23 protein-coding genes and 1 pseudogene are annotated in these 22,755 nt (G+C 63.4%); 8 read left to right on the forward strand and 16 right to left on the reverse strand.

Annotated features, from left to right (window positions below):
• The first annotated feature begins 7 nt into the window (after positions 1–7).
• The 3 genes from phnD to ACK4OE_RS08785 are packed head-to-tail and all read left to right on the forward strand — an operon-like array spanning position 8 to position 2,403.
• A complete protein-coding gene (phnD, locus tag ACK4OE_RS08775) occupies positions 8–952 on the forward strand; it encodes a phosphonate ABC transporter substrate-binding protein (protein ID WP_409884378.1) in 945 nt (314 codons plus the stop codon).
• Between the two features lie 33 nt (positions 953–985).
• Positions 986–1,792, forward strand: coding sequence for a phosphonate ABC transporter, permease protein PhnE (gene phnE, locus ACK4OE_RS08780; protein WP_409884379.1), 807 nt, complete (start codon positions 986–988; stop codon positions 1,790–1,792).
• A gap of 17 nt (positions 1,793–1,809) precedes the next feature.
• A complete protein-coding gene (locus ACK4OE_RS08785) occupies positions 1,810–2,403 on the forward strand; it encodes a phosphonate degradation HD-domain oxygenase (RefSeq protein ID WP_409884381.1) in 594 nt (197 codons plus the stop codon).
• A gap of 36 nt (positions 2,404–2,439) precedes the next feature.
• On the opposite strand, the gene ACK4OE_RS08790 is transcribed toward ACK4OE_RS08785, so the two are convergent.
• Complete coding sequence (locus tag ACK4OE_RS08790; RefSeq protein WP_409884382.1) at positions 2,440–2,901, reverse strand: Lrp/AsnC family transcriptional regulator; 462 nt, start codon at positions 2,899–2,901, stop codon at positions 2,440–2,442.
• 97 nt (positions 2,902–2,998) lie between these two features.
• Between ACK4OE_RS08790 and ACK4OE_RS08795 the strand changes: the two genes are divergently transcribed.
• Positions 2,999–3,970 carry an EamA family transporter gene (locus ACK4OE_RS08795; protein WP_409884384.1) on the forward strand — a complete coding sequence of 324 codons (972 nt, stop codon included), beginning with the start codon at positions 2,999–3,001 and terminating at the stop codon, positions 3,968–3,970.
• Positions 3,971–4,039: 69 nt separating this feature from the next.
• Here the strand turns inward: ACK4OE_RS08795 and ACK4OE_RS08800 are convergent, their stop codons facing one another.
• From ACK4OE_RS08800 to ACK4OE_RS08830, 7 genes are read right to left on the reverse strand one after another with little or no spacing between them, the layout of a single operon-like run.
• Positions 4,040–4,633 (reverse strand): carboxymuconolactone decarboxylase family protein, encoded by a 594-nt coding sequence (locus tag ACK4OE_RS08800; RefSeq protein WP_409884385.1) that lies wholly within the window; start codon positions 4,631–4,633, stop codon positions 4,040–4,042.
• A 41-nt stretch (positions 4,634–4,674) separates the two neighbouring features.
• The gene (locus ACK4OE_RS08805; RefSeq protein ID WP_409884386.1) at positions 4,675–5,079 is read right to left on the reverse strand and encodes a RidA family protein; all 405 of its coding nucleotides are present in this window, start codon (positions 5,077–5,079) and stop codon (positions 4,675–4,677) included.
• Complete coding sequence (locus ACK4OE_RS08810; protein ID WP_409884387.1) at positions 5,079–6,734, reverse strand: AMP-binding protein; 1,656 nt, start codon at positions 6,732–6,734, stop codon at positions 5,079–5,081. Before ACK4OE_RS08810 ends, ACK4OE_RS08805 begins: the two co-directional genes overlap by 1 nt.
• Before the next feature lie 4 nt (positions 6,735–6,738).
• Positions 6,739–7,944, reverse strand: a complete 1,206-nt coding sequence (locus tag ACK4OE_RS08815) for an acyl-CoA dehydrogenase family protein (protein WP_409884388.1) — start codon at positions 7,942–7,944, stop codon at positions 6,739–6,741.
• 4 nt (positions 7,945–7,948) lie between these two features.
• The gene (locus ACK4OE_RS08820) at positions 7,949–8,803 is read right to left on the reverse strand and encodes an enoyl-CoA hydratase family protein (RefSeq protein WP_409884389.1); all 855 of its coding nucleotides are present in this window, start codon (positions 8,801–8,803) and stop codon (positions 7,949–7,951) included.
• Entirely contained in the window at positions 8,800–9,291 is a 492-nt protein-coding gene (locus ACK4OE_RS08825; protein WP_409884392.1) for a MarR family winged helix-turn-helix transcriptional regulator, read from the reverse strand. Before ACK4OE_RS08825 ends, ACK4OE_RS08820 begins: the two co-directional genes overlap by 4 nt.
• Before the next feature lie 2 nt (positions 9,292–9,293).
• On the reverse strand, positions 9,294–11,651 hold the full coding sequence (locus tag ACK4OE_RS08830) for a bifunctional salicylyl-CoA 5-hydroxylase/oxidoreductase (protein WP_409884393.1): 2,358 nt from the start codon (positions 11,649–11,651) through the stop codon (positions 9,294–9,296).
• 154 nt (positions 11,652–11,805) lie between these two features.
• Between ACK4OE_RS08830 and ACK4OE_RS08835 the strand changes: the two genes are divergently transcribed.
• Both ACK4OE_RS08835 and ACK4OE_RS08840 read left to right on the forward strand, forming a co-directional pair.
• Positions 11,806–12,123: a DUF1840 domain-containing protein gene (locus ACK4OE_RS08835; RefSeq protein ID WP_409884394.1), complete on the forward strand. Its 318-nt coding sequence runs from the start codon at positions 11,806–11,808 to the stop codon at positions 12,121–12,123.
• A gap of 2 nt (positions 12,124–12,125) precedes the next feature.
• The gene (locus ACK4OE_RS08840; protein ID WP_409884395.1) at positions 12,126–12,500 is read left to right on the forward strand and encodes a nuclear transport factor 2 family protein; all 375 of its coding nucleotides are present in this window, start codon (positions 12,126–12,128) and stop codon (positions 12,498–12,500) included.
• Positions 12,501–12,574: 74 nt separating this feature from the next.
• Here ACK4OE_RS08840 and ACK4OE_RS08845 read toward each other — a convergent pair whose 3' ends face one another.
• Positions 12,575–13,603 (reverse strand): Bug family tripartite tricarboxylate transporter substrate binding protein, encoded by a 1,029-nt coding sequence (locus tag ACK4OE_RS08845; protein ID WP_409884396.1) that lies wholly within the window; start codon positions 13,601–13,603, stop codon positions 12,575–12,577.
• A 229-nt stretch (positions 13,604–13,832) separates the two neighbouring features.
• Here ACK4OE_RS08845 and ACK4OE_RS08850 point away from each other — a divergent pair, with 229 nt between their 5' ends.
• Positions 13,833–14,393 carry a M23 family metallopeptidase gene (locus tag ACK4OE_RS08850; RefSeq protein ID WP_409884397.1) on the forward strand — a complete coding sequence of 187 codons (561 nt, stop codon included), beginning with the start codon at positions 13,833–13,835 and terminating at the stop codon, positions 14,391–14,393.
• A complete protein-coding gene (locus tag ACK4OE_RS08855; RefSeq protein WP_409884398.1) occupies positions 14,387–15,001 on the forward strand; it encodes a hypothetical protein in 615 nt (204 codons plus the stop codon). Before ACK4OE_RS08850 ends, ACK4OE_RS08855 begins: the two co-directional genes overlap by 7 nt.
• Positions 15,002–15,118: 117 nt before the next feature.
• On the opposite strand, the gene ACK4OE_RS08860 is transcribed toward ACK4OE_RS08855, so the two are convergent.
• The 7 genes and pseudogenes from ACK4OE_RS08860 to ACK4OE_RS08890 all read right to left on the reverse strand — a co-directional run.
• The gene (locus ACK4OE_RS08860; protein WP_409884400.1) at positions 15,119–16,105 is read right to left on the reverse strand and encodes a tripartite tricarboxylate transporter substrate-binding protein; all 987 of its coding nucleotides are present in this window, start codon (positions 16,103–16,105) and stop codon (positions 15,119–15,121) included.
• 361 nt (positions 16,106–16,466) lie between these two features.
• Entirely contained in the window at positions 16,467–17,714 is a 1,248-nt protein-coding gene (locus ACK4OE_RS08865) for a phenylacetate--CoA ligase family protein (protein WP_409884401.1), read from the reverse strand.
• A gap of 225 nt (positions 17,715–17,939) precedes the next feature.
• Positions 17,940–18,752, reverse strand: coding sequence for an ABC transporter ATP-binding protein (locus tag ACK4OE_RS08870; protein ID WP_409884403.1), 813 nt, complete (start codon positions 18,750–18,752; stop codon positions 17,940–17,942).
• 208 nt (positions 18,753–18,960) lie between these two features.
• Positions 18,961–20,298 carry an ABC transporter substrate-binding protein gene (locus tag ACK4OE_RS08875; RefSeq protein WP_409884404.1) on the reverse strand — a complete coding sequence of 446 codons (1,338 nt, stop codon included), beginning with the start codon at positions 20,296–20,298 and terminating at the stop codon, positions 18,961–18,963.
• Between the two features lie 49 nt (positions 20,299–20,347).
• The gene (locus ACK4OE_RS08880) at positions 20,348–21,424 is read right to left on the reverse strand and encodes a branched-chain amino acid ABC transporter permease (protein WP_409884405.1); all 1,077 of its coding nucleotides are present in this window, start codon (positions 21,422–21,424) and stop codon (positions 20,348–20,350) included.
• 151 nt (positions 21,425–21,575) lie between these two features.
• The gene (locus ACK4OE_RS08885; RefSeq protein WP_409884406.1) at positions 21,576–22,505 is read right to left on the reverse strand and encodes a branched-chain amino acid ABC transporter permease; all 930 of its coding nucleotides are present in this window, start codon (positions 22,503–22,505) and stop codon (positions 21,576–21,578) included.
• A gap of 16 nt (positions 22,506–22,521) precedes the next feature.
• Positions 22,522–22,755: pseudogene (locus ACK4OE_RS08890) on the reverse strand (ABC transporter ATP-binding protein); the annotation flags it as partial.

Here is a 22,755-nt window from a genome sequence, read left to right on the forward strand (position 1 = left end):
TTTTTCCATGTTCAAGAAACTGTGTGCAGCGCTTGCATTGGGTCTGGGTCTTTCTGGTGCCCATGCCCAGGACATCAATTTCGGCATCATCTCCACCGAAGCCACGCAAAACCTCAAAGCCGACTGGCAGCCCCTGCTGGACGACATGGCCAAGCAAACCGGCTTCAAGATCCGCGCCTTCTTCGCGCCGGACTACGCTGGCATCATCGAAGGCATGCGCTTCAACAAGGTGCAGGTGGCCTGGCTGGGCAACAAGTCGGCCATGGAGGCGGTGGACCGTGCCAATGGTGAAGTGTTCGCGCAAATGGTCAACGCCGATGGCACCCAAGGCTACTACTCGCACCTCATCGTGCACAAGGACAGCCCCTACAACACGCTCGACGATGTGCTCAAGAACGGCAAATCGCTGAGCTTTGGCAATGGTGACCCCAACTCGACCTCGGGCTTTCTGGTACCCGGCTACTACGCCTTTGCGCAGAACAAGGTCGATGTGAAAACGCATTTCAAGATCGTGCGCAGCGCCAACCACGAGACCAACGCCCTGGCAGTGGCCAACAAGCAGGTGGATGTGGCCACCAACAACAGCGAAAACCTCGACAAGATCAAGGAGCGCCAGCCTGAGAAGTTCAAGGACATCAAGATCGTCTGGACATCGCCACTGATTGCGCTGGACCCGCTGGTGCTGAGCAAGGAAATGCCTGAGTCCACCAAGGCCAAGATCAAGGACTTTTTCTACAACTACGCCAAGACCGATGCACGCGAGAAAGAGATCGTGATGAAAATCTCCAAGCTCTCGGGCTTCAAGCCATCGAGCAACGCCCAACTCACACCCATCCGTCAGCTCGACCTGTTTGGCAAGCGCAACAGGATCGAAGCCGACACCACGCTGGCCGACGCCGACAAGAAGACCCGCCTGGCCGAAATTGACCAGCAATTGGCGTCGCTGAAGTAAGCGGCTCGTTTTTATCGCAGCCCAGGTGTGCCCATGTCTTCTGCTCTGAATCCCTCGCTGGCCACGCTGGCCAGCACCACGGCGCCCAAACGCAGCCTGGTCTGGTACCTGTCCTGGGGCATCCTGCTCGTGTTGCTGGCGGCTTCCTGGAAGGGCGCCGACATGCGCCCGCTCGACCTTTTGAGCGATTCGGGCAACATGGCCCGTTACGCTGCGGAGTTCTTCCCGCCTAATTTCTCGCAGTGGCAGCTCTATGTGCAGGAGATGCTGGTCACGCTGCAGATCGCGCTGTGGGGTACGGCCCTGGCAGTGGTTACCGCCGTGCCGCTGGCGCTGCTGGCCTCGTCCAACATCGTTCCCTGGTGGGTGTACCAGCCTGTGCGCCGCGTGCTCGACGCGTTCCGTGCCATCAACGAAATGGTGTTCGCCATGCTGTTCGTGGTGGCGGTAGGCCTGGGGCCGTTTGCCGGCGTCCTGGCGCTGTGGATCCACACTTCGGGCACGCTGGCCAAGCTGTTCTCCGAAGCCGTAGAGGCCATCGACCCGCAGCCGGTGGAGGGCATTCGCTCCACCGGTGCGAGCGCGCTGCACGAAATCATCTATGGCGTGATCCCGCAAGTGATGCCGCTGTGGATCTCTTACACGCTCTACCGGTTTGAAGCCAACGTGCGATCGGCCTCGGTGGTGGGCATGGTGGGCGCGGGGGGCATTGGGGTGGTGTTGTGGGAAATCATCCGGGGCTTCCAGTACGCCGAGACCTGCGCAGTCATGCTCATCATCGTGGTCACTGTGAGCGTGATCGACCTGGTGTCGGCCCGCATCCGCAAGTCCCTGGTCTAAGTTCTGAGGAGCACCCCATGGCCTTGAGCCTTGAAGACGTCGCCCACCTGCTCGCTACCCGGGGCGTGAACCAGTACGGCCGCGAGGCGGTCAGTCAGCTCGAGCATGCACTGCAGTGCGCGCAATGGGCCGAAAAATCGGGCGAAAACCCAGCCACCATCGTCGCTGCCCTGCTGCACGACCTGGGGCACCTGCTGGCACCCGGGGGCGACACGGCCGAGCAGGACGATCTGCACCAGTACATCGCCATCCCGTTCTTGCGTGGACTGCTGCCCGACGCGGTGCTGGAGCCCATCCGCCTGCATGTGGATGCCAAGCGCTACCTGTGCGCGATGGAGCCGGGGTATTGGGAGGCGTTGTCGCCCGCGTCGCAGCACAGTCTGGTGCTGCAAGGGGGCGCCTTCACGCCCCAAGAAGCAATGCAGTTTGCGGCCCAGCCTTTTGCGCAGGAGGCCATCCGCCTGCGCCGCTATGACGACCATGCCAAGGTGCCGGGGCTGGCTACGTCACCGCTGGGCTACTACATGGCGCTGGTGCAACGCATGGCGCAGGCCCCTGCTGCTGACGCTGTTGCCGGGGCTGCCGGGGTCTCCGTGGCCGTGGCGGCGTAAGCAGCGGCGCTGCGCGCCCAGGGCGGGGGCCTCGCGTCAGCTGGCCTTGTCGCCATTCATCCAACCCAGGTCCAGCGGGCGGTCCTCGAACTCGGTGTTGAGCACCACTGTACTGGTGGTGCGGGCCACGCCCGCGATGGCCTTGATCTCGTAGATCACGTCTTCCAGCGCGCGGGCATGCGTGGTGCGGATCTTGGCCAGAAAGTCGTATTCGCCCGCCACACTGTGCAGCTCTTCGACCTGGGGCATGGCGCGCAGGCGCGGCGCCACGTCGCGGCAGTGGATGCCGCCATCGTTGCGGATCGCCACGAACGCGGTGAAGTTCAGGCCCACACGCTCCGGGTCCACGCTGATCGAAAACCGGCGGATCACGCCCTTGTCCAGCAGCTTCTTCACTCGCTCGTGCACGGCCGCCGTAGACAGCCCCACTTCAGCCCCCACATCGGCATAGGAACGTCGGCCATCGGCCCCCAATGCCGAAATAATTCTGGCGTCCATGTCATCCGTCTGAATATTTGCTTGCATATGGTCTTGATTTTGGTAAAAATTCCGAAATCCTTCGGATTCCCATAAATTATTCGGTCAGGTGAAGAATATGCCGACAATTTTCAATGCGCAACCCCGCGCGCAGCGCAACTGGGCCGTCGCAGTGGCCTTGCTGCTGGTGTACGTGGTGTGGGGTACCACGTATTTCGCCATCGGCATTGCGCTGACGAGCATGCCGCCGCTGTTGATGAACGCCATCCGCTTTCTGTGCGCAGGCGGCGTCATGCTGCTGATTGCCGTGTGGCAGGGGCACGCACTGCCCACGCGCGCGCAGTGGCGCAACTCAGCGCTGGTGGGCGGGCTCATGGTGTTTCTGGCCATGAATTTCATCGGCTTTGCGCAAAAACTCGGCATCGGCTCGGGCCTGATGGCCACGGTGGTGACCACCATGCCGATGTGGCTGGCGCTGTGGTCGCGCTGGGGTGGTGAGCGGGTGCCGGTCACCAGCTGGATCGGCCTGGCGCTGGGCGTGGTGGGCGCGCTGTTGCTGGCGCTGGAAGGAGATTTTTCTGCCACCTGGCTGGGTGCGTTGCTGGCCTTTGGCGCCCCCTTGGCCTGGAGCGTGGGTTCGTACGCATCGCGCAAGTTGTCTTTGCCCGCCCCGGCCATGGCGTCTGCGGCGCAGTGGTTTGCGGGCGGTGCCATGGGGTTGGTGGTGGCGCTGTGGTTTGAGCCATTGAGCGCCTTGGGCCAGGTCAGCGCCAGGTCTTGGGCGGCATGGATCTACCTGCTGGTGTTTGGCACGCTGGTGGCGCTCAATGCGTATTTGTGGCTGTTGCAGAACACGTCGGCTGCGCTGGCGGGGAGCTACTCGTTTGTGAACCCGGCGGTGGCGTTGCTGGTGGGGGTGGCGCTGGGGGGGGAGCTGTTGACGGGGTGGGTGTTTGCGGCGTTGCCTCTGATTGCTGCGGCGTTGGTGTTTATCTTGTACGGCCCGGCACTACAGCGCATCTGGCGGCGCAGCAGCCCGGATGCACAGGCGCTGCTGCCGCCGGGCGTGAATTCGTCGACCGGTGGGTAGATGCGTGAGCGGCCAAACCTGGGAGCCGATCTGGGCTGGTGGGGCTGCGTGCGGCCGGACAAGCGGGCATCAATTCGCGTGTTTCCCAGGGCTCCAGGTCGCGGGCCCCAGCGCTTTCTGCGCCACCGCCAGAGGCACTGCTTCGAGTGGCGTGGCCATGCTGTCATTCCAGCGATTCAGAAACCCAAACATGGCCACCACACCCAGGATCTCGACGATCTGCGCCTCACTCCAGTGGGCGCGCAGTCGCTCGAAAAGGTCATCTGTGACCGCGTTGGGTTGCGCTGCTGCCGCTAGAGAAAACTCCAGCGCCACGCGCTCCTTGTCGTTGTAGAGCGGGCTGGTGGCGTAGGTCCACACTGCGGCAAGCTTCTCTTCGCTGACGCCAAAGTTGGCCGCTCCGAGCAGGGTGTGCGCCTGGCAGTACAGGCAGCCAGCTGCCTTGCTCGCCAGATGGCCGATCAGTCTGCGAAATCCCAGGTCCACCTCACCTGCTGGGTCCATGACGGCCGCGTTGAGTTGCGCAAACGCTTGCACGAGTGCGGGCTTGCGCTGCATGGTCAGCACGCTGTTGGGCGTGAAGCCCAGCGTCCCCAGGAAAAAATCGAAATGCTCCTTGAGCTCAGGCGTGGTCTCGGGTGGCAGCGGCTTCAGGCGTGACATCACAGCAGTGCTTTAAGAAGTGTCAAAAATTGCGCTGCGCTTCAGGCTGCATCCGGCACTACCGCCGTTGCCTCAATCTCCACCTTCGCCCGCTCCTCCATCAAACCCGCCACCTGCACACACGCCATCGCCGGGAAATTTTTGCCCAGCACCTCGCGGTACACAGCGCCCAGCTCCTTCAAACGCGCGTTGTATTCCTTGCGGTCCACCACGTACCAGGTCAGCCGCACCAAGTGCTCAGGCCCTGCACCGCCAGCCTCCAGCACCGCGCGCACATTCAGCAGCGTCTGCTTCGTCTGGTCGATGAAGTCATCGCTTTCAAATTGCTGCTGCGCATTCCAGCCGATCTGGCCGCCAGTGAAAACCATCGTTCCGCGGGCGGACATACCGTTGGCGTAGCCCTTGGGCGTGACCCAACCTTCGGGTTGCAAAAGGGTGTTTTTCATCATGTTGTTTTTGTTGAAGAAGAAGCTGCAGACGCCGCGCCCTGGCGCAGCTTGAACCGCTGCAGCTTGCCCGTCTCGGTGCGCGGTAGTGCGGTGACGAACTCCACCACGCGTGGGTACTTGAATGGTGCGATGGTCGCTTTCACATGGTCCTGCAAGGTCTTGACCATGGCGGCGTCGCCGGGGTGGCCGGGCTTCAAAACGCAGATGGCCTTGACCACCATGCCGCGCTCATCGTCGGGCACGCCGATCACGCCGCACTCGGCCACGGCGGGGTGGCGCAGCAGGGCGTCTTCCACCTCGGGACCGCCCACGTTGTAGCCCGCGGTGATGATCATGTCGTCGTCGCGCGCCTGGTAGAAGAAGTAGCCGTCGGCGTCTTGCGTGAAGGCGTCGCCCGGGTAGTTCCAGCCGCCCTTCACGTACTTGGCTTGGCGCGGGTCATCGAGGTATTTGCAGCCGGTCGGGCCGATCACCGCGAGTTTGCCCACCGTGCCGTAGGGCACCTCGTTGCCGTCGTCATCCACCACTTTGGCGGTGTAGCCGGGCACCACCTTGCCGATGGCGCCCGCGCGTGTCTCCCCACCTGCGGACGAGACAAAGATGTGGAACATTTCCGTGGCACCGATGCCGTCGGTCATGTCGATGCCGGTGGCTGCTTTCCAGAGCTGGCGCGTGGCGTCCGGCAGGCCCTCGCCTGCGCTCACGCAGATGCGCAGTTGTGGCAGACCGATCTTCTTGGCGAACGGCGCCATCTGCCGGTAGAACGTGGGCGCGGTGTAGCAGATGGTGACGCCTGCGTCGCGCATCAGTACCACCATGGTTTCTGGCGTGTAAGGCTGGTCGGGGAAGTACACGCTGGCCCCGGCCCACATTGGGAACACCAGCAGTCCGCCCAGACCGAACGTGAATGCCAGCGGCGGCGAGCCCGCAACGATGTCGTCGGGTGTGGCCTTGAGCACGTGGCGTGGCCAGGCCTCGCAGCCCGCGAGCACGTCGCGGTGCGTGTGTACGGCGGCCTTGGGCGCGCCCGTGGTGCCAGAGGTGAAGGCCATCAGCGCAATATCGTCCGCCGCCGTGGGGCAGGGCGGGGTGGTGCCGGGTTTTTCTTGGGCGCGCGTGATCAGGTCGGCTGCATCGGGCGTGGTGTGAAAGGGCACGATGGTGGCCAGCACCGGGTGCTGCGCCTGTGCCATCTGCAGCTCGGCCAGCAGGCGGCCGTCGCACAGCGCCAGCGTGGGCCGTGCGCGTTCGATGATGCTGGCGAGTTCGCCCGCGCGCAGCAGCGGCATGGTGGCCACCGCGATCAGCCCCGCGTAGACCGTGCCAAGCCACGCCAGTGTCATTTCCACCGTGTTACCGCCGCGCAGCAGCACGCGGTTGCCGGGCACCAGGCCGTGGTCCTGCGTCAGCACCTCGGCAATGCGAGCGGCTTCGTCGCGCGCATCGCGGTAGGTGTAGGTGCGGTGTGGGCCGCGCAGCAAGGGCAGGTCGAAGTTGCCGGCGCGCTCGGCCTGGTCGAACAGGGCCTGCACCAAGTTGACCTGGTCTGCGATCTGCAGCTCGGGCAGGTCGTAGCGCAGCGTGGGCCAGGCCTCGGGTGGTGGTAAACGGTCGTGCACAAAGTGGTCGGGCTGGGCGGATGCGGCTTTCATGCGATTACTCCTGCAAAACGGCCTTGCCGATGATGAGTTGCTGCACTTCGGTGGCGCCTTCATAGATGCGCAGCGAGCGGATGTCGCGGTACAGCGACTCGACCTTGCTGCCCACTTCCACGCCGCGCCCGCCGTGCAGTTGCAGCGCCATGTCGATCACACGCTGGGCGTTTTCGGTGGCGGTCATTTTTGCCATGGCCGCCTCGGCAGTCACGCGCGCCTGGCCCGTGTCACGCAACCACGCAGCGCGGTAGGTGAGCAGCGCGGCGCTGTCCACCAGCGCCGCCATCTCGCCGATCTTGGCCTGCGTGAGCTGGAAGTCCGCCAGCGTCTGGCCGAACATACGGCGCTGGCGTGCGTGGTGCACCGCCTCGGCCAGTGCGCGGCGCGCCATGCCCAGGGCGGCGGCGGCCACGGATGCGCGGAAGATGTCGAGCGTGCGCATGGCAAGCTTGAAGCCGCCGTTCTCGTCGCCCAGCAGCGCGCTGGCGGGCACGTTGCATTGATCGAACTGCAGCGTGGCCAGCGGGTGGGGCGCTATCACGTGGATGTGGCGCGAGGCATCGAGCCCCGGCGTGTTGGCATCGACGATGAAGGCGCTGATGCCCCGCGTGCCGCCCGCCGGGTCGGTCTTCGCAAACACGCAGTAGAAGTCCGCAATGCCGCCATTGCTGATCCAGGTCTTGGTTCCGCTCAGGGAATATGAGTCTTTTTGGCCGCTAGCGCTTGATGGATAAGCGCAAGTAGCTATTGTTTGCATAGCGCCCACGTCCGAACCTGCTTCGGGCTCGCTCAGCGCAAATGCCGCAATCAGGTCGCCGCGCGCCACGCCCTGCAGGTAGTGCGCCTGCTGCGCCGGGCTGCCCGCCAGCGTGATCGCACCGCTGCCCAGGCCCTGCATCGCAAACGCAAAGTCCGCCAGCGGCGAGTGGTAGGCCAGCGTCTCGCGCAGCAGCACCAGCGCGCGCGAGTCCAGCGCGGGCAGCGCGCCGCCGTGCGCGGCGGGCACGCAGTAGCGCAGCCAGCCGCCTGCGCCCAGGCGTTTCACCCAGTCGCGGCAGGCGGCGCGGTCGTCGGTTTCGTCGACCGCTTGCGCAGCAGCCCAGGGCACCAGGCCCTCGGCGAGCGCGCGGTGGGCGTCGTCAAAAAAGGGCAGTGCCAGGTGCGCCGTGGAGGGCGGGCAGGGTGCGGGGGGTGTGGCGACGTGCATGGGTTCAATCTCCCTGGAACACGGGCTTCTGTTTAGCGGCAAACGCCTCATACGCGCGCCGGAAGTCTTCGGTCTGCATGCAGATCGCCTGGGCCTGGGCCTCGGCCTCGATGGCCTGCTCGATGGTCATGCTCCACTCTTGGCTGAGCATGGTCTTGGTCATGCCGTGGGCAAAGGTGGGACCATCGGCCAGCGCGCGCGCGGTGGCCTGCACGTTGGCCAGCAGGTCGGCGCTTTCATACAGGTCGTTGAAGAAACCCCAGGCCAGGCCCTCGTGCGCCGTCATCGCGCGGCCGGTGAACAGCAGCTCGCTGGCGCGGCCCTGGCCGATCATGCGGGGCAGCAGCGCGCAGGCGCCCATGTCGGCACCTGCCAGGCCCACGCGTGTGAACAAAAAGGCGGTCTTGGTCGCCTCGGTGCCGTAACGCATGTCGCAGGCCAGCGCCATCATGGCGCCCGCACCGGCGCAGATGCCGTCGATGGCGCCCAGCAGTGGTTGCGGGCAGGCGCGCATGGCTTTGACCAGGTCGCCCGTCATGCGCGTGAACTCCAGCAGCTCGGGCATGGTCATGGTGGTCAGCGGCCCGATGATCTCGTGCACATCGCCGCCCGAGCAGAAGTTGCCACCCGCACCCGTGACCACGATGGCTTTCACATCGGTGGCAAAACGCAGCGCGTAGAAGAAGTCGCGCAGCTCCGAATAGCTCTGGAAGGTGAGCGGATTTTTGCGGTCGGGCCGGTTGAGCGTGACGGTGCCCACGCCAGCATCGAAACTCCACGCGAAATGTTCGGCTACGTAGCTGGCCTGGGGGTTGAACTGCTCGCGCATGGGGTTGCTCGCCCCGATGAAGTGTTTCATTCCGCTGTCTCCAAAGAATTGTTTTGCGTGTGTTCTTTCACCTTGCCCAGCAGGCGGTACAAGGTGCTGATATCGCGCTCGCCCAGCGTGGCAAAGGCCTCGACGATCCACTGCTCGTGCTGGCGTGCCATGGTGATGAACTGCTGGCGGCCCTGGGGTGTGAGGCGCACCAGGTAAGCGCGGCGGTCGCCCTCCACGTCCATGCGTTCCACCAGTCCTTCGGCCACTAGCTGGTCGGTGATGCCGGTGATATTGCCGCTGGTCACCATCATGCGGCGCGAGAGGTCTTTCATCTTCATGCCATCGGGGGCACGCTCCAGCTGCGCCATCAAATCGAAGCGCGGCAAGGTGGTGTCGAACTGCGCGCGCAGCTGGCTGCGCACCTGCTTTTCGATGAGCTGCGTGCAGGTGAGCATGCGCAGCCACAGGCGCAGGGCTTCGGGGTGCTCGCTCGGGGCTGAGCCGTGCAGGCGGGCTTCGAGGTCCATGGCTAGCCTTCTTCCTCGGGTGCTCTGCTTTTGGTAGCTGCTTGCGCTTGACTGGCAAGCGCTACGGCCTGTTTTTGCTTTGAAATTTCGCGCAGCATCTGGTCGCGTCCGCTGGCGTACTGCACGGGCCAGTCGGTGTGCGCTGCGGCTACGGGGCTCAGTTGCGCGGCGGCGTGCAAGGTCCACGCCGGGTCGGCCAGGTGCGGGCGGGCAATAGCGCACAGGTCGGCGCGGCCTGCGGCGATGATGCTGTTGGCGTGGTCGGCCTCTGTGATGGCGCCCACGGCCATGGTGGCAATGCCGACCTCGTTGCGGATGCGGTCGGCAAACGGTGTCTGGTACATGCGGCCGTATACCGGCTTGGCTGCGCGCGTGGTCTGGCCGGACGACACATCGATCAGGTCCGCGCCTGCTGCCTTGAACAGCCGCGCAATCTCCACCGCGTCGTCCGGCGTGGTGCCGCCGGGCACCCAGTCGTGGGCCGATATGCGCACGGAGAGCGGCTTGTCCTGTGGCCACACGGCGCGTAGCGCGGTGAACACCTCGAGCGGATAGCGGCAGCGGTTGTCCAAGTTGCCGCCGTATTCATCCGTGCGCTGGTTGGTGATGGGGCTGATGAAGCTGGCCAGCAGGTAGCCATGCGCGCAGTGCAGCTCCAGCCAGTCGAAGCCGCAGGCCACGGCGCGTCGGGCGCTGGCGACAAACGCGGCGGTCATGCTGTCCATGTCCGCGCGGGTCATCGCGGCGGGTGTCTGATTCTGTGCGCCATAGGCGATAGGGCTCGCGGCGAGCAGGGACCAGTTGCCCGCATCCAGTGGCTCGTCCGTGCCTTCCCATCCCACACGGGTAGACCCCTTGGGCCCGCTGTGGCCCAACTGCAGACCTATCTTGGCTGTGCTGCTATGTACGAAGTTCACGATGCGCGTGAACGCCGCTTGTTGTTCGTCGTTCCACAACCCCGTGCAGGCGGGCGTGATGCGGCCCTCGGGCGTGGGGCTGGTCATCTCCACCATCACCAGCGCCGCGCCGCCCAGTGCGCGGGCGCCCAGGTGCACCAGGTGGAAGTCCTGCGGCACACCATCGACCGCGCTGTAGGTGGCCATGGGCGAGACGACGATACGGTTCTTGAGCGTGAGGCCCTTGAGCGTGAAAGGCGTGAGCATCGGCGGCACGGCAGATTTGCCGCCTGCGAGCCATGCCTCGTACCCTTCGAGCCACGCCGCATCGCGCAGCCGCAGGTTCTCATGGCTGATGCGCTGGCTGCGCGTGAGCAGCGAATAGGCGAACTGCTCCACTTCCATGCCGGTGTAGCGGGCCACGTTCTCGAACCATTCGGTGGAGTTGCGCGCGGCGTTCTGGATCTTGAGCACCTCGACGCTGCGGCGCGCTTCGTAGTGCTGCAGCACGTCGTCCATGGGCAATCCGGTGGCGAATTCGTTGGCCAGATCAATCGCATCTTCGAGCGCCAGTTTGGTCCCGCTGCCAATCGAAAAATGCGCCGTGTGCGCCGCATCACCCATCAGCACGATAGGAACCTGCTTGCCTTTGACGGTTTCGCGGTGCACCCAGGTGTTGCAGATCACGCGCGGAAAGCGGATCCAGTTGGCCGAGCCGCGCAGGTGCGTGGCATTGCTGATGAGCGCGTTGCCGTCCAGGTATTTGGCAAACAGTTTTTCGCAGAACGCAATCGCCTCGGGCTGCTCCATCTGGTCCAGGCCGTGGGCCTTCCACACCGCCTCGGGCGTTTCGATGATGAAGGTGGAGGTGTCGGCATCGAACTGGTAGGCGTGCGCCTGGAACCAGCCGTGTTCGGTCTGCTCGAAGGCGAAGGTGAAAGCGTCGAACTTTTTCTTGGAGCCCAGCCACACGAAGCGGCATTCGCGCAGGTCGATGTCGGGCCGGTAGGTGCTGGCGTAGCGGGTGCGGATGCGGCTGTTGAGGCCGTCGCTCGCAATCACCAGGTCGGCGTTGTACTGTGCGGCGAGCTGCTGGTCGTCGGCCACGTCGGTCTCGAACACCAGCTCCACACCCACCGCCAGGCACCGGTCCTGCAGGATGTTGAGCAGCCGCTTGCGGCCAATGCCACAAAAACCGTGGCCTGTGGAGCGCACGCTGCGGCCCTTGAAGAACACCTCAATGTCGTCCCAGTGGTTGAACGCATCGCCAATCAATGCAGCCGTGGGGGCATCGGCCGCCTGCAGGTTGGCCAGCGTCTGGTCCGACAGCACCACGCCCCAGCCAAAAGTGTCGAACGGCCGGTTGCGTTCGACCACCGTGACGCGGTGCGCTTGGTTTTGCTGCTTCATGAGCAGGGCGAAATAGAGACCGGCGGGCCCACCGCCAATGCAGAGGATGTTCATGTCAAAATAGTTTAGGCCTAAACAAATTGCTGTCAATGGGGCGTTCCCGAGCCGACTTTCGTGGCTTCTGCCACCCGACCGGCGCACAATCACCCTGAAGGTGCCGTGCTGCCTGCGCGGCCACTGTGGGAATCACCAGGAAAGGACTCTCTCCATGCTTTACAAATTCAAGTCCCGCGCCACCGCTGATCTGATCATGCTGGAGCCCCAGGGGCGGCAGATCGTGACCATCATGGGCAAGACACCGGGTGCCAATGGCATCGTGACGGTGGCACAGATCCCGGGCGCCATCGCTGCGCTTGAGGCCGCCGTGGCTGCCGAAGAAGCCCAGCCGCCGGAGAGTGAGACAGGCGAAGAGGTGACGGAGCAGGAGCCCGTCGAGGCGGTACGCCTGCGCCAGCGTGTCACGCCCCTCATCGAGATGCTGCGCCGCAGTGCCGCCGAGCAGGTGGATGTGGTCTGGGGCGTGTAGCCATGGCCCCGGTGTTATCGCCCCTGGCGGTGGTGCAGGCGCAGCTCGATGCCTACAACGCCAAGGACATTGACGCGCTGCTGGCCACCTATGCCCCCGATGCCGAGCAGTACGTGTTGCACGGCGAGCGGCTGGCGCAAGGGCATGCGCAGATGCGTGATCGCTTTCTGGCCCGTTTTGCAGAGCCCGACCTGCATGCACGTCTGCTGTCGCGCACCGTGGTGGGTGCTACGGTGGTGGACTCGGAGCTTATCACCCGCAACTTTCCCGAGGGCCTGGGCACGCTGGAGATGTTGTGTGTGTATGAAGTGGTGGATGGGCGTATCCAGCGGGCTTCGTTTGCCACGGGTGAAAAACGCCTGCTGCCTCCACCTTGAAGCGGGGTAGCAAACGTAGTCGTGGTGCAGGCGTGCCGCCGGGGGCAGCGCCCTTGCCCTTGTGCCAGTCCCTGTCAGTCCACCTTGGCGCCCGAGGTTTTCACCACCTGCGCCCACTTCTTGTGCTCGCTGTCAATGTGTTTGGCAAACTCGGCAGGCGTATTGCCTCCGGGGATGGCGCCCTGCGCCATCAGGCGCTCCTTCATCGCGGGTGACGCCAGCGACTTGGCAACCTCCTGCTGAATCCGGTTCACGATCTCGGGCGGCGTGCCAGCCGGGGCCAGCAGGCCAAACCACGAGCTTGCCTCGTAGCCCTTGAGCGCAGGGCCACCGGCCTGTTCCACCGTCGGGATGTCTGGCAGTGCGCTCGAACGTTCGGCGCTTGTCACTGCCAGGGCGGTCAGCTTACCGCCCTTGATCTGCGCCATCGACGAAGGCAGGTTGTCAAACATCACATCCGCGTTGCCCGCTACCATGTCCATCAGCGCGGGGCCTGAGCCGCGATACGGCAGGTGCAGCATGTAGGTGCCGGTCATGCTCTTGAACAGCTCGCCCGCCAGGTGGATCGACGTGCCGTTGCCACTCGATGCCATGTTCATCTTGCCCGGGTTGGCCTTGGCCACGCGGATGAAGTCCTGCACGTTCTTCACGCCCATTTGCCGGGCCTTGTCGGCGTTCATCACCATCACGTTGGGCACCGCTGCCACGAGCGTGATGGGCACAAAATCCTTGATGGGGTCGTAGGGCAGCTTGGCGTACAGCGCGCGGTTGATGCCGTGCGTGCCCACGGTGCCCATTAGCAGGGTGTAGCCGTCGCCCGGAGACTTGGCCACGATGTCGGCGCCCACGTTGCCGCCGGCGCCCGCGCGGTTGTCCACGATGAACTGCTGGCCCAGGGCCGCGCTGAGATCCGGTACCAAAGCGCGGGCCAGGATGTCGGTGGTGCCACCAGGCGCAAAGGGCACGACGATGCGCACGGGTTTGCTGGGCCAGGCTGTCTGCGCGTGCGCGGCCGTGGTCGCCAAAGCGGAGATCGAACCAAGTGCTAGCGCAGCAATGGTGGACAGGGCGTAGCGACGGTGTTGTTGAGCGATCCGGATCATTGTTTGCCTTTCATATGTGTGCTCATTGTTTTAAGCGCGACGCACTGATCCGTGCAGATGGATAACCCGCATCGCAGTTGGCTGCGCTACGCAGGTTTGATCTGTATCAGCCGTTACACCCGAGTCAGACTGTTACGCGCAGCCCACTGCGCCGATTCGCCTTGACTCCTATGATTTCCGCCGCTAACGCCCGACAGAGGCTGCTGCGAATCATGGAGGGATTTCATCGATGGGTTTTTTGGCTTGGCCTTTGGAAACGAACCGCATTCGGCGCGACGTAACGAACAATACTTTTGGCACAGTCCGTCGTAATGCCGACGGCACGAAGCGCGATCACCAGGGGTGGGATTTGGTGGCGACTCCGCTTACAGCTTGTTATGCGATTGCGGATGGGGTGATTCGCAAAAGAGAGGACCACGATGCTAAAGGACACGGCAAATTGGTGGTCCTTGAGTTTCTATTTCAAGGGCGCACTCTTTTTGCGTTGTATTCGCACCTCAGCATCGCATCGGTAGCACGAGGAACCAAAGTTACGCAAGGGGAGGTCATTGCGTATACGGGGACGTCCGGCAATGCGAATGGCATGACGGGCGAGGACCAGCACTTGCATTTTGAAATTCGCAATGAACTGGAAGCCGGAAGGGGGCTTAGCGGACGCGTTGACCCCCAAACACTTTACGGAAGAGCACCTCGCGAATACGCAATCGTTGAATCTCATGGGCAAAAGCGATTGCTGAAATCTAGTGGCGCGGGTCTCAAGATCAATGCGCAGGATATGCGGCGATGGTGAAGGCCAAACATATTCTTTGGGCGCTTTTGTGTGTGGCACTGCCAGCATGCAGTCCTCCAGATAACAGGAGGGCTGAGACGACCGCTGTGGCTTCCCGCTTGATCGGGCATGAGTATGCTGTTGTCCCGTTCAGCGACACCGTTGCCGAGGGGCTTGCGTGCAAGTTCGCCGCGACTGATGACGTGTGGCAGGCAGGCGTCGAGATGTCCGGCTGGACCCGCGGCCTGCTGCTGTGCGGTGAGAGCGTGCCGTACCTGTTCTTGGCCAAGAACATTGGAGTTACGCAGTTTGCGGTGTCCGGCGGGAACCCGCCTCAGCCCTATCCACGCAATAGGATCCTTGCCGTCCAGAAGCTGCCCAAAGTTTCAAACTACGGCGCAGACGGAGATGGCTCCGGGCTCCTGGAGCTTGTGGACTCCTTTGCCGGGCAGTGCGATCTGGATGGGGGTGGAGGAAGCAGCTTTGTGGCCTTGGTACGGTGGAAAGGGGAAGCCACAGTGCAAGGGCCGCCAGGCGTGGAAGCCGCCTGGGGCTTTGATGTGGAGGCTGCTCGGATAGTGCCGCTGAATCCGCAGCAGGTTGCCTGCGAACCGATGTTAATGGATTGAGCGTAAAGCGGTTTTTCAGCACTACAGATGGCTTGATACAAAAAGGCCGTCCACCTTTCGGTTGGACGGCCTTTGTTCTTCTCGGGTTCTGCGGGCTCAGCCGCCTTCTTCGAACACTCAGTCCGCAAAAGTCCCGGCAGCCTTGATCACAGCACCCCACTTGTCGATCTCGGCCGCTACAAACTTCTTGTGTTCTGCGGGCTCGATGCGCTTGTCGGTGATCACCACGGCGCCCAGGCCTTCTTGCTTCTTGATGAAGTCGGCGTCCTTCAGTGCGACTTTCAGGGCGTCGTTGATCTTGGTCACCACGGCGGCGGGCGTGCCCTTGGGGGCGTACAGGCCGTGCCAGATGCTGACGTTGAAGTCCTTCAGGCCCGACTCTGCCAACGTGGGCAGGTCCTTCAGTGTGGGGGTGGTCAGGCGCTGGCTGGTGGTCACGGCATAGGCCTTGACCTTCTTGCCTTCAATCTGCGGCGTGGTGTTGGTGGTCTGGTCGCAGAGCAGGTCGATCTGGCCGCCGATCAGGTCGGTGATGGCGGGTGCGGTGCCCTTGTAGGGAACCGTGGTCATTTCAACCTTCATGGCGTCCTGGAACATCAGGCCGCACAGGTGCGATGCAGCGCCCAGGCCGGCGTTGCCCAGGTTGATCTTGCCCTTGTTCTGGCCGATCCAGGTGGTCAGCTCTTTCATGTTGTTCGCAGGCATCGTGGGGCGAGCGATCAGCGTCATGGGCACATCGTTGACCATGCCCAGGTATTCAAAGTCGTTGGGCACGCTGAACGACAGCTTGCGGTACAGCGCGGGCATGGTGGACATGCCGATGTGGTTGAGCAACAGGGTGTAGCCGTCGGGCGTGGCGCGTGCCACGCGGGCTGCGCCGATGGAGCTGCCTGCGCCCGCGGTGTTGTCCACCACCACGCTCACGCCCAGGGGCTTGCGCAGGGCTTCGGCCAGGTCGCGTGCGACGCGGTCGGTGGGGCCACCTGCGGCAAAGGGCACCACGATGGTGATGGTTTTGTCCTTGGCCGGATACTCTTGGGCGCTGGCGCCAAAGGCGGTGGCTGCGGCCGCAGCGATCAGTGCGAGTTTCAGCATTTTTTTCATGGGTGCTCCTGTGAATGACGGGCCATGATAGCGAGGGGGGTTTGCGGGGACATTGCGGATATTACGTAGCACACACGGGACATGGTCTTTGAGATAAAACAGCCCGTAGCGCTTGATAGTAAAGCGCAAATAGCTATAAATAAGTGAGCAATGCTAGGGTAAACACTGCGCGGGGCGGGCGTGTTTGCCACGCGTTTACACGGGGGCGTTTGCGCTGTCGCAAGCGGACTTTTGCGGTGCGTGTCGCGGCTGCGGCTGGCACGCCACATGCCCTGCGCCGCGCATGGTTTAAGCAAGGTAGATGTAAGGCAGCGAGCGTTGCAACCGTGGCTGCTGGTTGTAGCGCCGCTGCGCGGGCGTGTCAGCGGTAGCTGCGAGCGTCTTCGATGACCTTGCCATCGTTGGGCAGCGTACCCGGCGGCACCATCTGCACGTCGCCACGCAGCTTGGTCACTTCGCGGATCGCGTCGCCCAGCTGGCGCGCCAGGCCCTCGGCGGTCTCTACTGTTTCCACCTGCAGCACCATCTGGTCGTTGGCCATCTCGCCGCTGACCACGAGGCGCGCGCGCAGCACCTGCGGAAAGCGCTTGGCAATCGCCGCGATTTGGCCTGGGTGTACAAACATGCCCCGCACCTTGGTCGTCTGGTCGGCGCGGCCCATCCAGCCCTTGATGCGCGTATTGGTGCGGCCTGTGGGACACGTACCGGGCAGCACGGCCGACAGGTCACCCGTGCCAAAACGGATCAGTGGGTAGTCGGGGTTGAGCGTGGTGATGACCAGCTCGCCCACCTCGCCCTCGGGCACCGGGTCGCCGGTGCCGGGGCGCACGATCTCGACGATCACGCCTTCATCCAGAACCAGACCTTCGCGGGCGGAGGTTTCGTACGCAATCAGGCCCAGGTCGGCCGTGGCGTAGCACTGGTAGCCCGCAATGCCGCGCTCGGCAAACCAGTCGCGCAGCGACGGTGGAAACGCTTCGCCGGACACGAGTGCTTTGGTGACGCTGGGCAGTGCAACGCCCATTTCAGCCGCCTTCTCCACAATGATCTTGAGGAAACTGGGGGTGCCGATGTAGCCTGCCGGGCACAACTCGGCCATGGCCTGCACCTGCTGCTCGGTCTGTCCGGTACCGCCCGGAAACACCGTGCAGCCCAGCGCATGGGCGCCGGTTTCCATCATCGAACCCGCAGGCACGAAGTGGTAGCTGAAGCTGTTGTGGATCAACTCACCCGGCCGAAAGCCCGCCGAGTAGATCGCGCGCGCCATGCGCCAGTAGTCGCGCCGCGTGCCTTCGGGCTCGTAGATGGTCCCGGGGCTGGCAAAAACGCGGGTCATGCCCGCACCAAAACCCAGCGCGCTGAAGCCGCCAAACACATTGGTGGCACGCCCAGTCTGTTGCCGCTCCAGCAGCTCGTACTTGCGCGTCACAGGCAGCTGCGCCAGCGCCGCGCGGGTGGTGATCGCAGCCGCATCCACACCAGCCAGGATGCTGGCAAATGCAGGCGATGCCGCCTGGGCGTGGGCCACCTGGGTGGGCAAAGCGGCAAGCAGTGCCGCCTCGCGCGCAGCCGGGTCGCGGGTTTCCAGGGCGTCGTAAAACGTAGTCATGCCATGGGTTCCTATGCGTGTTTGTGAGTGAAATTGGCCTCTAGCGCTTGTTCAGTAAGCGCGAGCAGCTATGAAATGAGGAGTGTTGGCGCTAATCTTTTGTCGTGTGGCGCAATCGCTGAAACCGTCATGGCCAGATCCCAGCGCACCCGTGTAACTGGCTCTGCCAGGCCACCGGGTGCGTCCCCCTGAGGGGGAAGGCGCGACAGCGCCTCAGGGGGCTCATCAGGCCAGCCAGCGCTTGCGCCGTTTGTAGCTTTTGACATCCTTGAAGCTCTTGCGCTCCCCGCCGCCCACGCCCAGGTAGAACTCCTTGACGTCCTCGTTGTTGGCCAGGTCCCTGGCTGCACCGTCCATCACGACGCGGCCACTTTCCATGATGTAGCCGTAGTCGGCGTACTTCAGCGCCATGTTGGTGTTCTGTTCGGCAATCAGGAAGGTGACCTTTTCCTTGCTGTTGAGGTCCTTCACGATCTCGAACACCTCTTCAACGATCTGGGGTGCCAGGCCCATGGAGGGCTCATCGAGCAGCATCACGCTGGGGTTGGTCATCAGCGCGCGGCCGATGGCGCACATCTGCTGCTCACCCCCTGAGGTGTAGGCGGCCTGCGAGGTGCGGCGCGTCTTCAGCCGTGGAAAGTAGGTGTAGACCTTTTCCAGATTGCGCGCGATCTCGGCTTTGTCGGTGCGGGTGTAGGAACCGGTCATCAGATTTTCTTCGATGGTCAGGTGCGCGAAGCAGTGGCGCCCCTCCATCACCTGCACCACGCCACGGTTGACCAGATCGGCCGGGGTGAGGTTCTCGATGCGCTCACCCCGCAATTCGATGCTGCCCTTGGTGACCTCGCCGCGCTCGGCCTTGAGCAGGTTGGAGATGGCACGCAGCGTGGTCGTCTTGCCCGCACCGTTGCCGCCAAGAACGGCTGCGATCTTGCCTTCCGGCACGTTGAGCGAAACGCCCTTGAGCACCAGGATCACGTGGTTGTAGATGACCTCAATGCCGTTGACGTTGAGAACGATGTTGCTGTTGGAGTCCATGGTGTTGCCTTCCTGTACCAATCGAAAAGGTTGCGGTGCAACCCTTTCGGTTGGCGGCTGCAAATACAGCCGCGAAAACTGGCGAGGCGCTATTGCCAGGGACACCGTGGAACGGGCTTTGCCCGGCCACTGGTGTCGTCCCCCTTCCCGCAGCGCGTAGCGCCAAGAGAGAAGGGGGAAGGCGCGCTAGCGCCTCAGGGGGATGACCTCAAGACTGGCAGTCAGCCGGTGCGCGACGGCTCAGCTTCTTCTCGGCCGCGTACTTGTCGGCCGAAGCCTTGACCAGCGGACGGATGATCTGGTCGTCGGCCTGCAGCCAGTCGGAGGCCCACACGAACTTGCTGCCGTCCCAGGTGTGCACGCGCGTCCAGGCCGAGCCCATGTGGTCCTGGCAGCTGGTGGACACGGGGCGCATCACGCCCTTAAAGCCCAGTGCGTCGAGCTTGGCCTGCGTCAGGTTCAGGTTTTCGTAACCCCAGCGGGCTTGCTCACCGGTAATGACCTTGCCCTTGCCGAAGCGTTCCTGGGCGGAGCGTACGCCTTCGACAGCCAGCATGGCGCCGACAACGCCGCGCATGTACAGCACCGAGCCCACTTCATCCTTTGGACCGGTGCCCTGGCCCTTGCCGTGCACCTTCTGCAGGATTTCCTTGACCACGTCCGACTGGTATTCGGCGCCATGCTGCATCATCACCGCGCTGTAGCCCTTGGCGCCGGCGCCCACGTCCTTCAGATCGGGTTCAGCGCCAGACCACCAGGTGCCAAACATCTTTTCACGCGGATAACCCGTTGCCACGGCTTCCTTGACGGCGGTGGCGGTCATCACGCCCCAGGTCTGCAGCACCACGAAGTCCGGACGCTGCTGGCGTACCTGCAGCCAGATGGCTTTTTGCTCGACGCCCGGTGCCGGGATGGGCAGCAGCTGCAGCGTGAAGCCATGCATGGCGGCGCGCTCCTGCATGATGGGCAGCAGTTCCTTGCCAAACGGGCTGTCGTGGTAGGCCACGCCGATCTTCTTGCCCTTGAGCTTGTCCCAGCCACCTTCCTGCTTGGCGATGTGTTGCAGCACCGTGTCGCCCGCTACCCAGTAGTGGCCGATCAGCGGGAAGTTCCACTTGAAAACGCCGCCGTCGGCCGAGTCACTGCGGCCGTAACCGGAGGTGATCATCGGAATCTTGTCGGCCGGGATCTTTTCGGTCAGCGCGAAGGTGATGCCGGTGGACAGCGGCTGGAACACCGTTGCGCCCCCGTGCTTGCCCTTCAGGCGCTCATAGCATTCCACGCCACGGTCGGTGGCGTAGGCGGTTTCGCACTCTTCCACCAGCGTCTTCACACCGTTGATGCCGCCACGTTCGTTGACCAGCTTCATGTAGTCGTTGTGGCCGTTGGCCCACGGCGTGGCGTTGGGCGCCACAGGCCCGGTGCGGCCGGAGAGCACCGGGAAGAACTGCACCTTGTCCTGCGCCAGGGCGGCAGACGAGACGACCGCTCCTGAGAGGGCGGCACAGGCCATCGAAACAGAGAGAACCAGGCTACGTACTTTCATCATTTGTCTCCTTATAGGAACGGTCACACACACACGGAAAAACGGATGGTCAGTGGGGGAAGGGCCACAGGCGCAGCTTTTGTTTCGCAATGCTCCAGAGCTTGGCCAGGCCATGGGGCTCGACGATCAGGAACCAGACGATCAGGGCGCCGAAGATCATGAACTCGGTATGGGACACGGCAGCGGTGGAGATCTCCACGCCGACCAGCGAGCCCAACCAGGGCATGAACTGGTTCAGGAAGATGGGCAGCACCACGATGAAGGCGGCGCCGAAGAAGCTGCCCATGATGGAACCCATGCCGCCGATGATCACCATGAACAGCAACTGGAATGAGCGGTCAATGGAGAAGGCCGCCGGCTCCCAGGAGCCCAGGTGCACAAAGCCCCACAGGCCGCCGGCCACGCCGATGATGAAAGAGCTGACCGCGAAGGCCGACAGCTTGGCGTACATCGGGCGGATACCGATCACGGCGGCGGCCACGTCCATGTCGCGGATGGCCATCCACTCGCGGCCGATCGCACCGCGCACCAGGTTCTTGGCCAGCAGGCCGAACACCACCAGGAATGACAGGCAGAGCAGGTACTTCTCCACCGGGGTGTTGATGGTCCAGCCCATCACTTCCAGGTTGGAGACGGACACCGAGCCGGATGTGCTGTTGTTCGTGAACCAGCTGATGCGGCTGAAGGCCCAGTCGCAGAAGAACTGCGCGGCCAGCGTGGCCACCGCCAGGTACAGGCCCTTGACGCGCAGGCTGGGAATGCCGAAGAACATACCCACCAGGGTGGCGAAGAAGCCACCCGAGAGCAGGGCCACGATCAGTGGCATACCCTCGATACGGATGTACGTGTTGTAGGCCATGTAGGCGCCCACCGCCATGAAGGCGCCCGAACCCAGCGAGATCTGGCCGCAATAGCCCACCAGGATATTCACGCCCAGGGCGGCCAGCCCCAGGATCAGGAACGGGATCAGGATGGCGCGAAACATGTATTCATCGGCCAGCATGGGCACGCCGACGAAGGCAAAAGCAATCAGGGCAAAAATGGCCCACCGGTCTTGCCCGATCGGGAAGATCTGTTGGTCGGCGCGGTAGGAGGTCTTGAATTGACCGTTTTCACGATAGAACATGGAGGGTCTCCTGTTGTTCTTGTTATGGATCAGACGCGGTCTGATATCTTTTGCACGGGGGCGCACCTGCGGTGCCGCGCGGCGCCTTCGGCTCCGCTGACAACGCGCGTTGCGCGTTGTGCCACCTTCGAAAAATTATGGGTCTCGTATTTCATACGCGATCAATAATTTTTTCGCCGAACAACCCTTGCGGCCTGAACAGCAGGAACACGAGTGCCAGCACATACGCAAACCAGATCTCGATGCCGCCGCCGACCATTGGGCCGAGGTAGACCTCGGAGAGCTTTTCGCCCACTCCGATGATCAGGCCGCCGATGATGGCGCCGGGTACCGAAGTCAGGCCACCCAGGATGATCACGGGCAGGGCGCGCAGTGCGACGGTGGTCAGCGAGAACTGGACGCCCAGCTTGGAGCCCCAGATGATGCCGGCCACCAGGGCGGTGATGCCGGCCACGAACCACACGATGACCCAGATGCGGTTGAGCGGAATGCCGATGGATTGCGCGGCCTGGTGGTCGTCGGCCACCGCACGCAGCGCCCGGCCCGTGCTGGTCTTCTGGAAGAACAGCGAAAGCACCATCACCAGCAGAGCCGCCACGCAGGCCGCATAGACGTCCTCCAGGTTGATCAGCACGCCGCCCTGGAACACGTTCTCGAACAGGAACACCGGCTCCTTGGGCATGCCGACATCGATTTGGTAGATGGCCGAGCCGAAGATCGTCTGGCCCAGGCCATCCAGGAAGTAGGTGATGCCCAGCGTGGCCATCAGCAGGGTCACGCCTTCCTGGTTCACCAGGTGGCGCAGCACCAGCCGCTCGATCAGCCAGGCCAGGATGAACATGCAGCCGGCCGAGATGGCAAACGCGAGGATGTTGACCAGAAGCTTGCTCTCCAGCCCCAGCCACTGCGGAATCCATTGCGAGAAGCGGGCCATGGCCAGCGCTGCGAACAGCACCATGGCGCCCTGCGCAAAGTTGAACACGCCCGAGGCCTTGTAGATCAGCACAAAGCCCAGCGCCACCAGTGAATACAGCATGCCGGCCATGAGGCCGCCGACCAATGCTTCAATGAAGAAACCCATCTTGTTGTCTCCGTGTTCAGTGGCTGGTGCCGAGGTACGCGCTGATGACTTCTGCGTTGTTGCGCACCTCGTCAGGCGTGCCGTCACCAATCTTCTTGCCATAGTCCAGCACCACCACGCGGTCGCTGATGTCCATCACCACGCCCATGTCGTGCTCGATCAGCACGATGGTGGTGCCGAACTCGTCGTTCACGTCCAGGATGAAGCGGCACATGTCCTGCTTTTCTTCCACGTTCATGCCGGCCATGGG

The organism is Acidovorax sp. (assembly GCF_046314175.1).
Classification (GTDB): domain Bacteria; phylum Pseudomonadota; class Gammaproteobacteria; order Burkholderiales; family Burkholderiaceae_C; genus Acidovorax.

Coding starts and splice junctions, on each gene's coding strand:
- phnD (WP_409884378.1), top strand. CDS start 8: ATGTTCAAGAAACTGTGTGCAGCGCTTGCATTGGGTCTGGGTCTTTCT.
- phnE (WP_409884379.1), top strand. CDS start 986: ATGTCTTCTGCTCTGAATCCCTCGCTGGCCACGCTGGCCAGCACCACG.
- ACK4OE_RS08785 (WP_409884381.1), top strand. CDS start 1,810: ATGGCCTTGAGCCTTGAAGACGTCGCCCACCTGCTCGCTACCCGGGGC.
- ACK4OE_RS08790 (WP_409884382.1), bottom strand. CDS start 2,901: ATGGACGCCAGAATTATTTCGGCATTGGGGGCCGATGGCCGACGTTCC.
- ACK4OE_RS08795 (WP_409884384.1), top strand. CDS start 2,999: ATGCCGACAATTTTCAATGCGCAACCCCGCGCGCAGCGCAACTGGGCC.
- ACK4OE_RS08800 (WP_409884385.1), bottom strand. CDS start 4,633: ATGTCACGCCTGAAGCCGCTGCCACCCGAGACCACGCCTGAGCTCAAG.
- ACK4OE_RS08805 (WP_409884386.1), bottom strand. CDS start 5,079: ATGAAAAACACCCTTTTGCAACCCGAAGGTTGGGTCACGCCCAAGGGC.
- ACK4OE_RS08810 (WP_409884387.1), bottom strand. CDS start 6,734: ATGAAAGCCGCATCCGCCCAGCCCGACCACTTTGTGCACGACCGTTTA.
- ACK4OE_RS08815 (WP_409884388.1), bottom strand. CDS start 7,944: ATGCACGTCGCCACACCCCCCGCACCCTGCCCGCCCTCCACGGCGCAC.
- ACK4OE_RS08820 (WP_409884389.1), bottom strand. CDS start 8,803: ATGAAACACTTCATCGGGGCGAGCAACCCCATGCGCGAGCAGTTCAAC.
- ACK4OE_RS08825 (WP_409884392.1), bottom strand. CDS start 9,291: ATGGACCTCGAAGCCCGCCTGCACGGCTCAGCCCCGAGCGAGCACCCC.
- ACK4OE_RS08830 (WP_409884393.1), bottom strand. CDS start 11,651: ATGAACATCCTCTGCATTGGCGGTGGGCCCGCCGGTCTCTATTTCGCC.
- ACK4OE_RS08835 (WP_409884394.1), top strand. CDS start 11,806: ATGCTTTACAAATTCAAGTCCCGCGCCACCGCTGATCTGATCATGCTG.
- ACK4OE_RS08840 (WP_409884395.1), top strand. CDS start 12,126: ATGGCCCCGGTGTTATCGCCCCTGGCGGTGGTGCAGGCGCAGCTCGAT.
- ACK4OE_RS08845 (WP_409884396.1), bottom strand. CDS start 13,603: ATGATCCGGATCGCTCAACAACACCGTCGCTACGCCCTGTCCACCATT.
- ACK4OE_RS08850 (WP_409884397.1), top strand. CDS start 13,833: ATGGGTTTTTTGGCTTGGCCTTTGGAAACGAACCGCATTCGGCGCGAC.
- ACK4OE_RS08855 (WP_409884398.1), top strand. CDS start 14,387: ATGGTGAAGGCCAAACATATTCTTTGGGCGCTTTTGTGTGTGGCACTG.
- ACK4OE_RS08860 (WP_409884400.1), bottom strand. CDS start 16,105: ATGAAAAAAATGCTGAAACTCGCACTGATCGCTGCGGCCGCAGCCACC.
- ACK4OE_RS08865 (WP_409884401.1), bottom strand. CDS start 17,714: ATGACTACGTTTTACGACGCCCTGGAAACCCGCGACCCGGCTGCGCGC.
- ACK4OE_RS08870 (WP_409884403.1), bottom strand. CDS start 18,752: ATGGACTCCAACAGCAACATCGTTCTCAACGTCAACGGCATTGAGGTC.
- ACK4OE_RS08875 (WP_409884404.1), bottom strand. CDS start 20,298: ATGAAAGTACGTAGCCTGGTTCTCTCTGTTTCGATGGCCTGTGCCGCC.
- ACK4OE_RS08880 (WP_409884405.1), bottom strand. CDS start 21,424: ATGTTCTATCGTGAAAACGGTCAATTCAAGACCTCCTACCGCGCCGAC.
- ACK4OE_RS08885 (WP_409884406.1), bottom strand. CDS start 22,505: ATGGGTTTCTTCATTGAAGCATTGGTCGGCGGCCTCATGGCCGGCATG.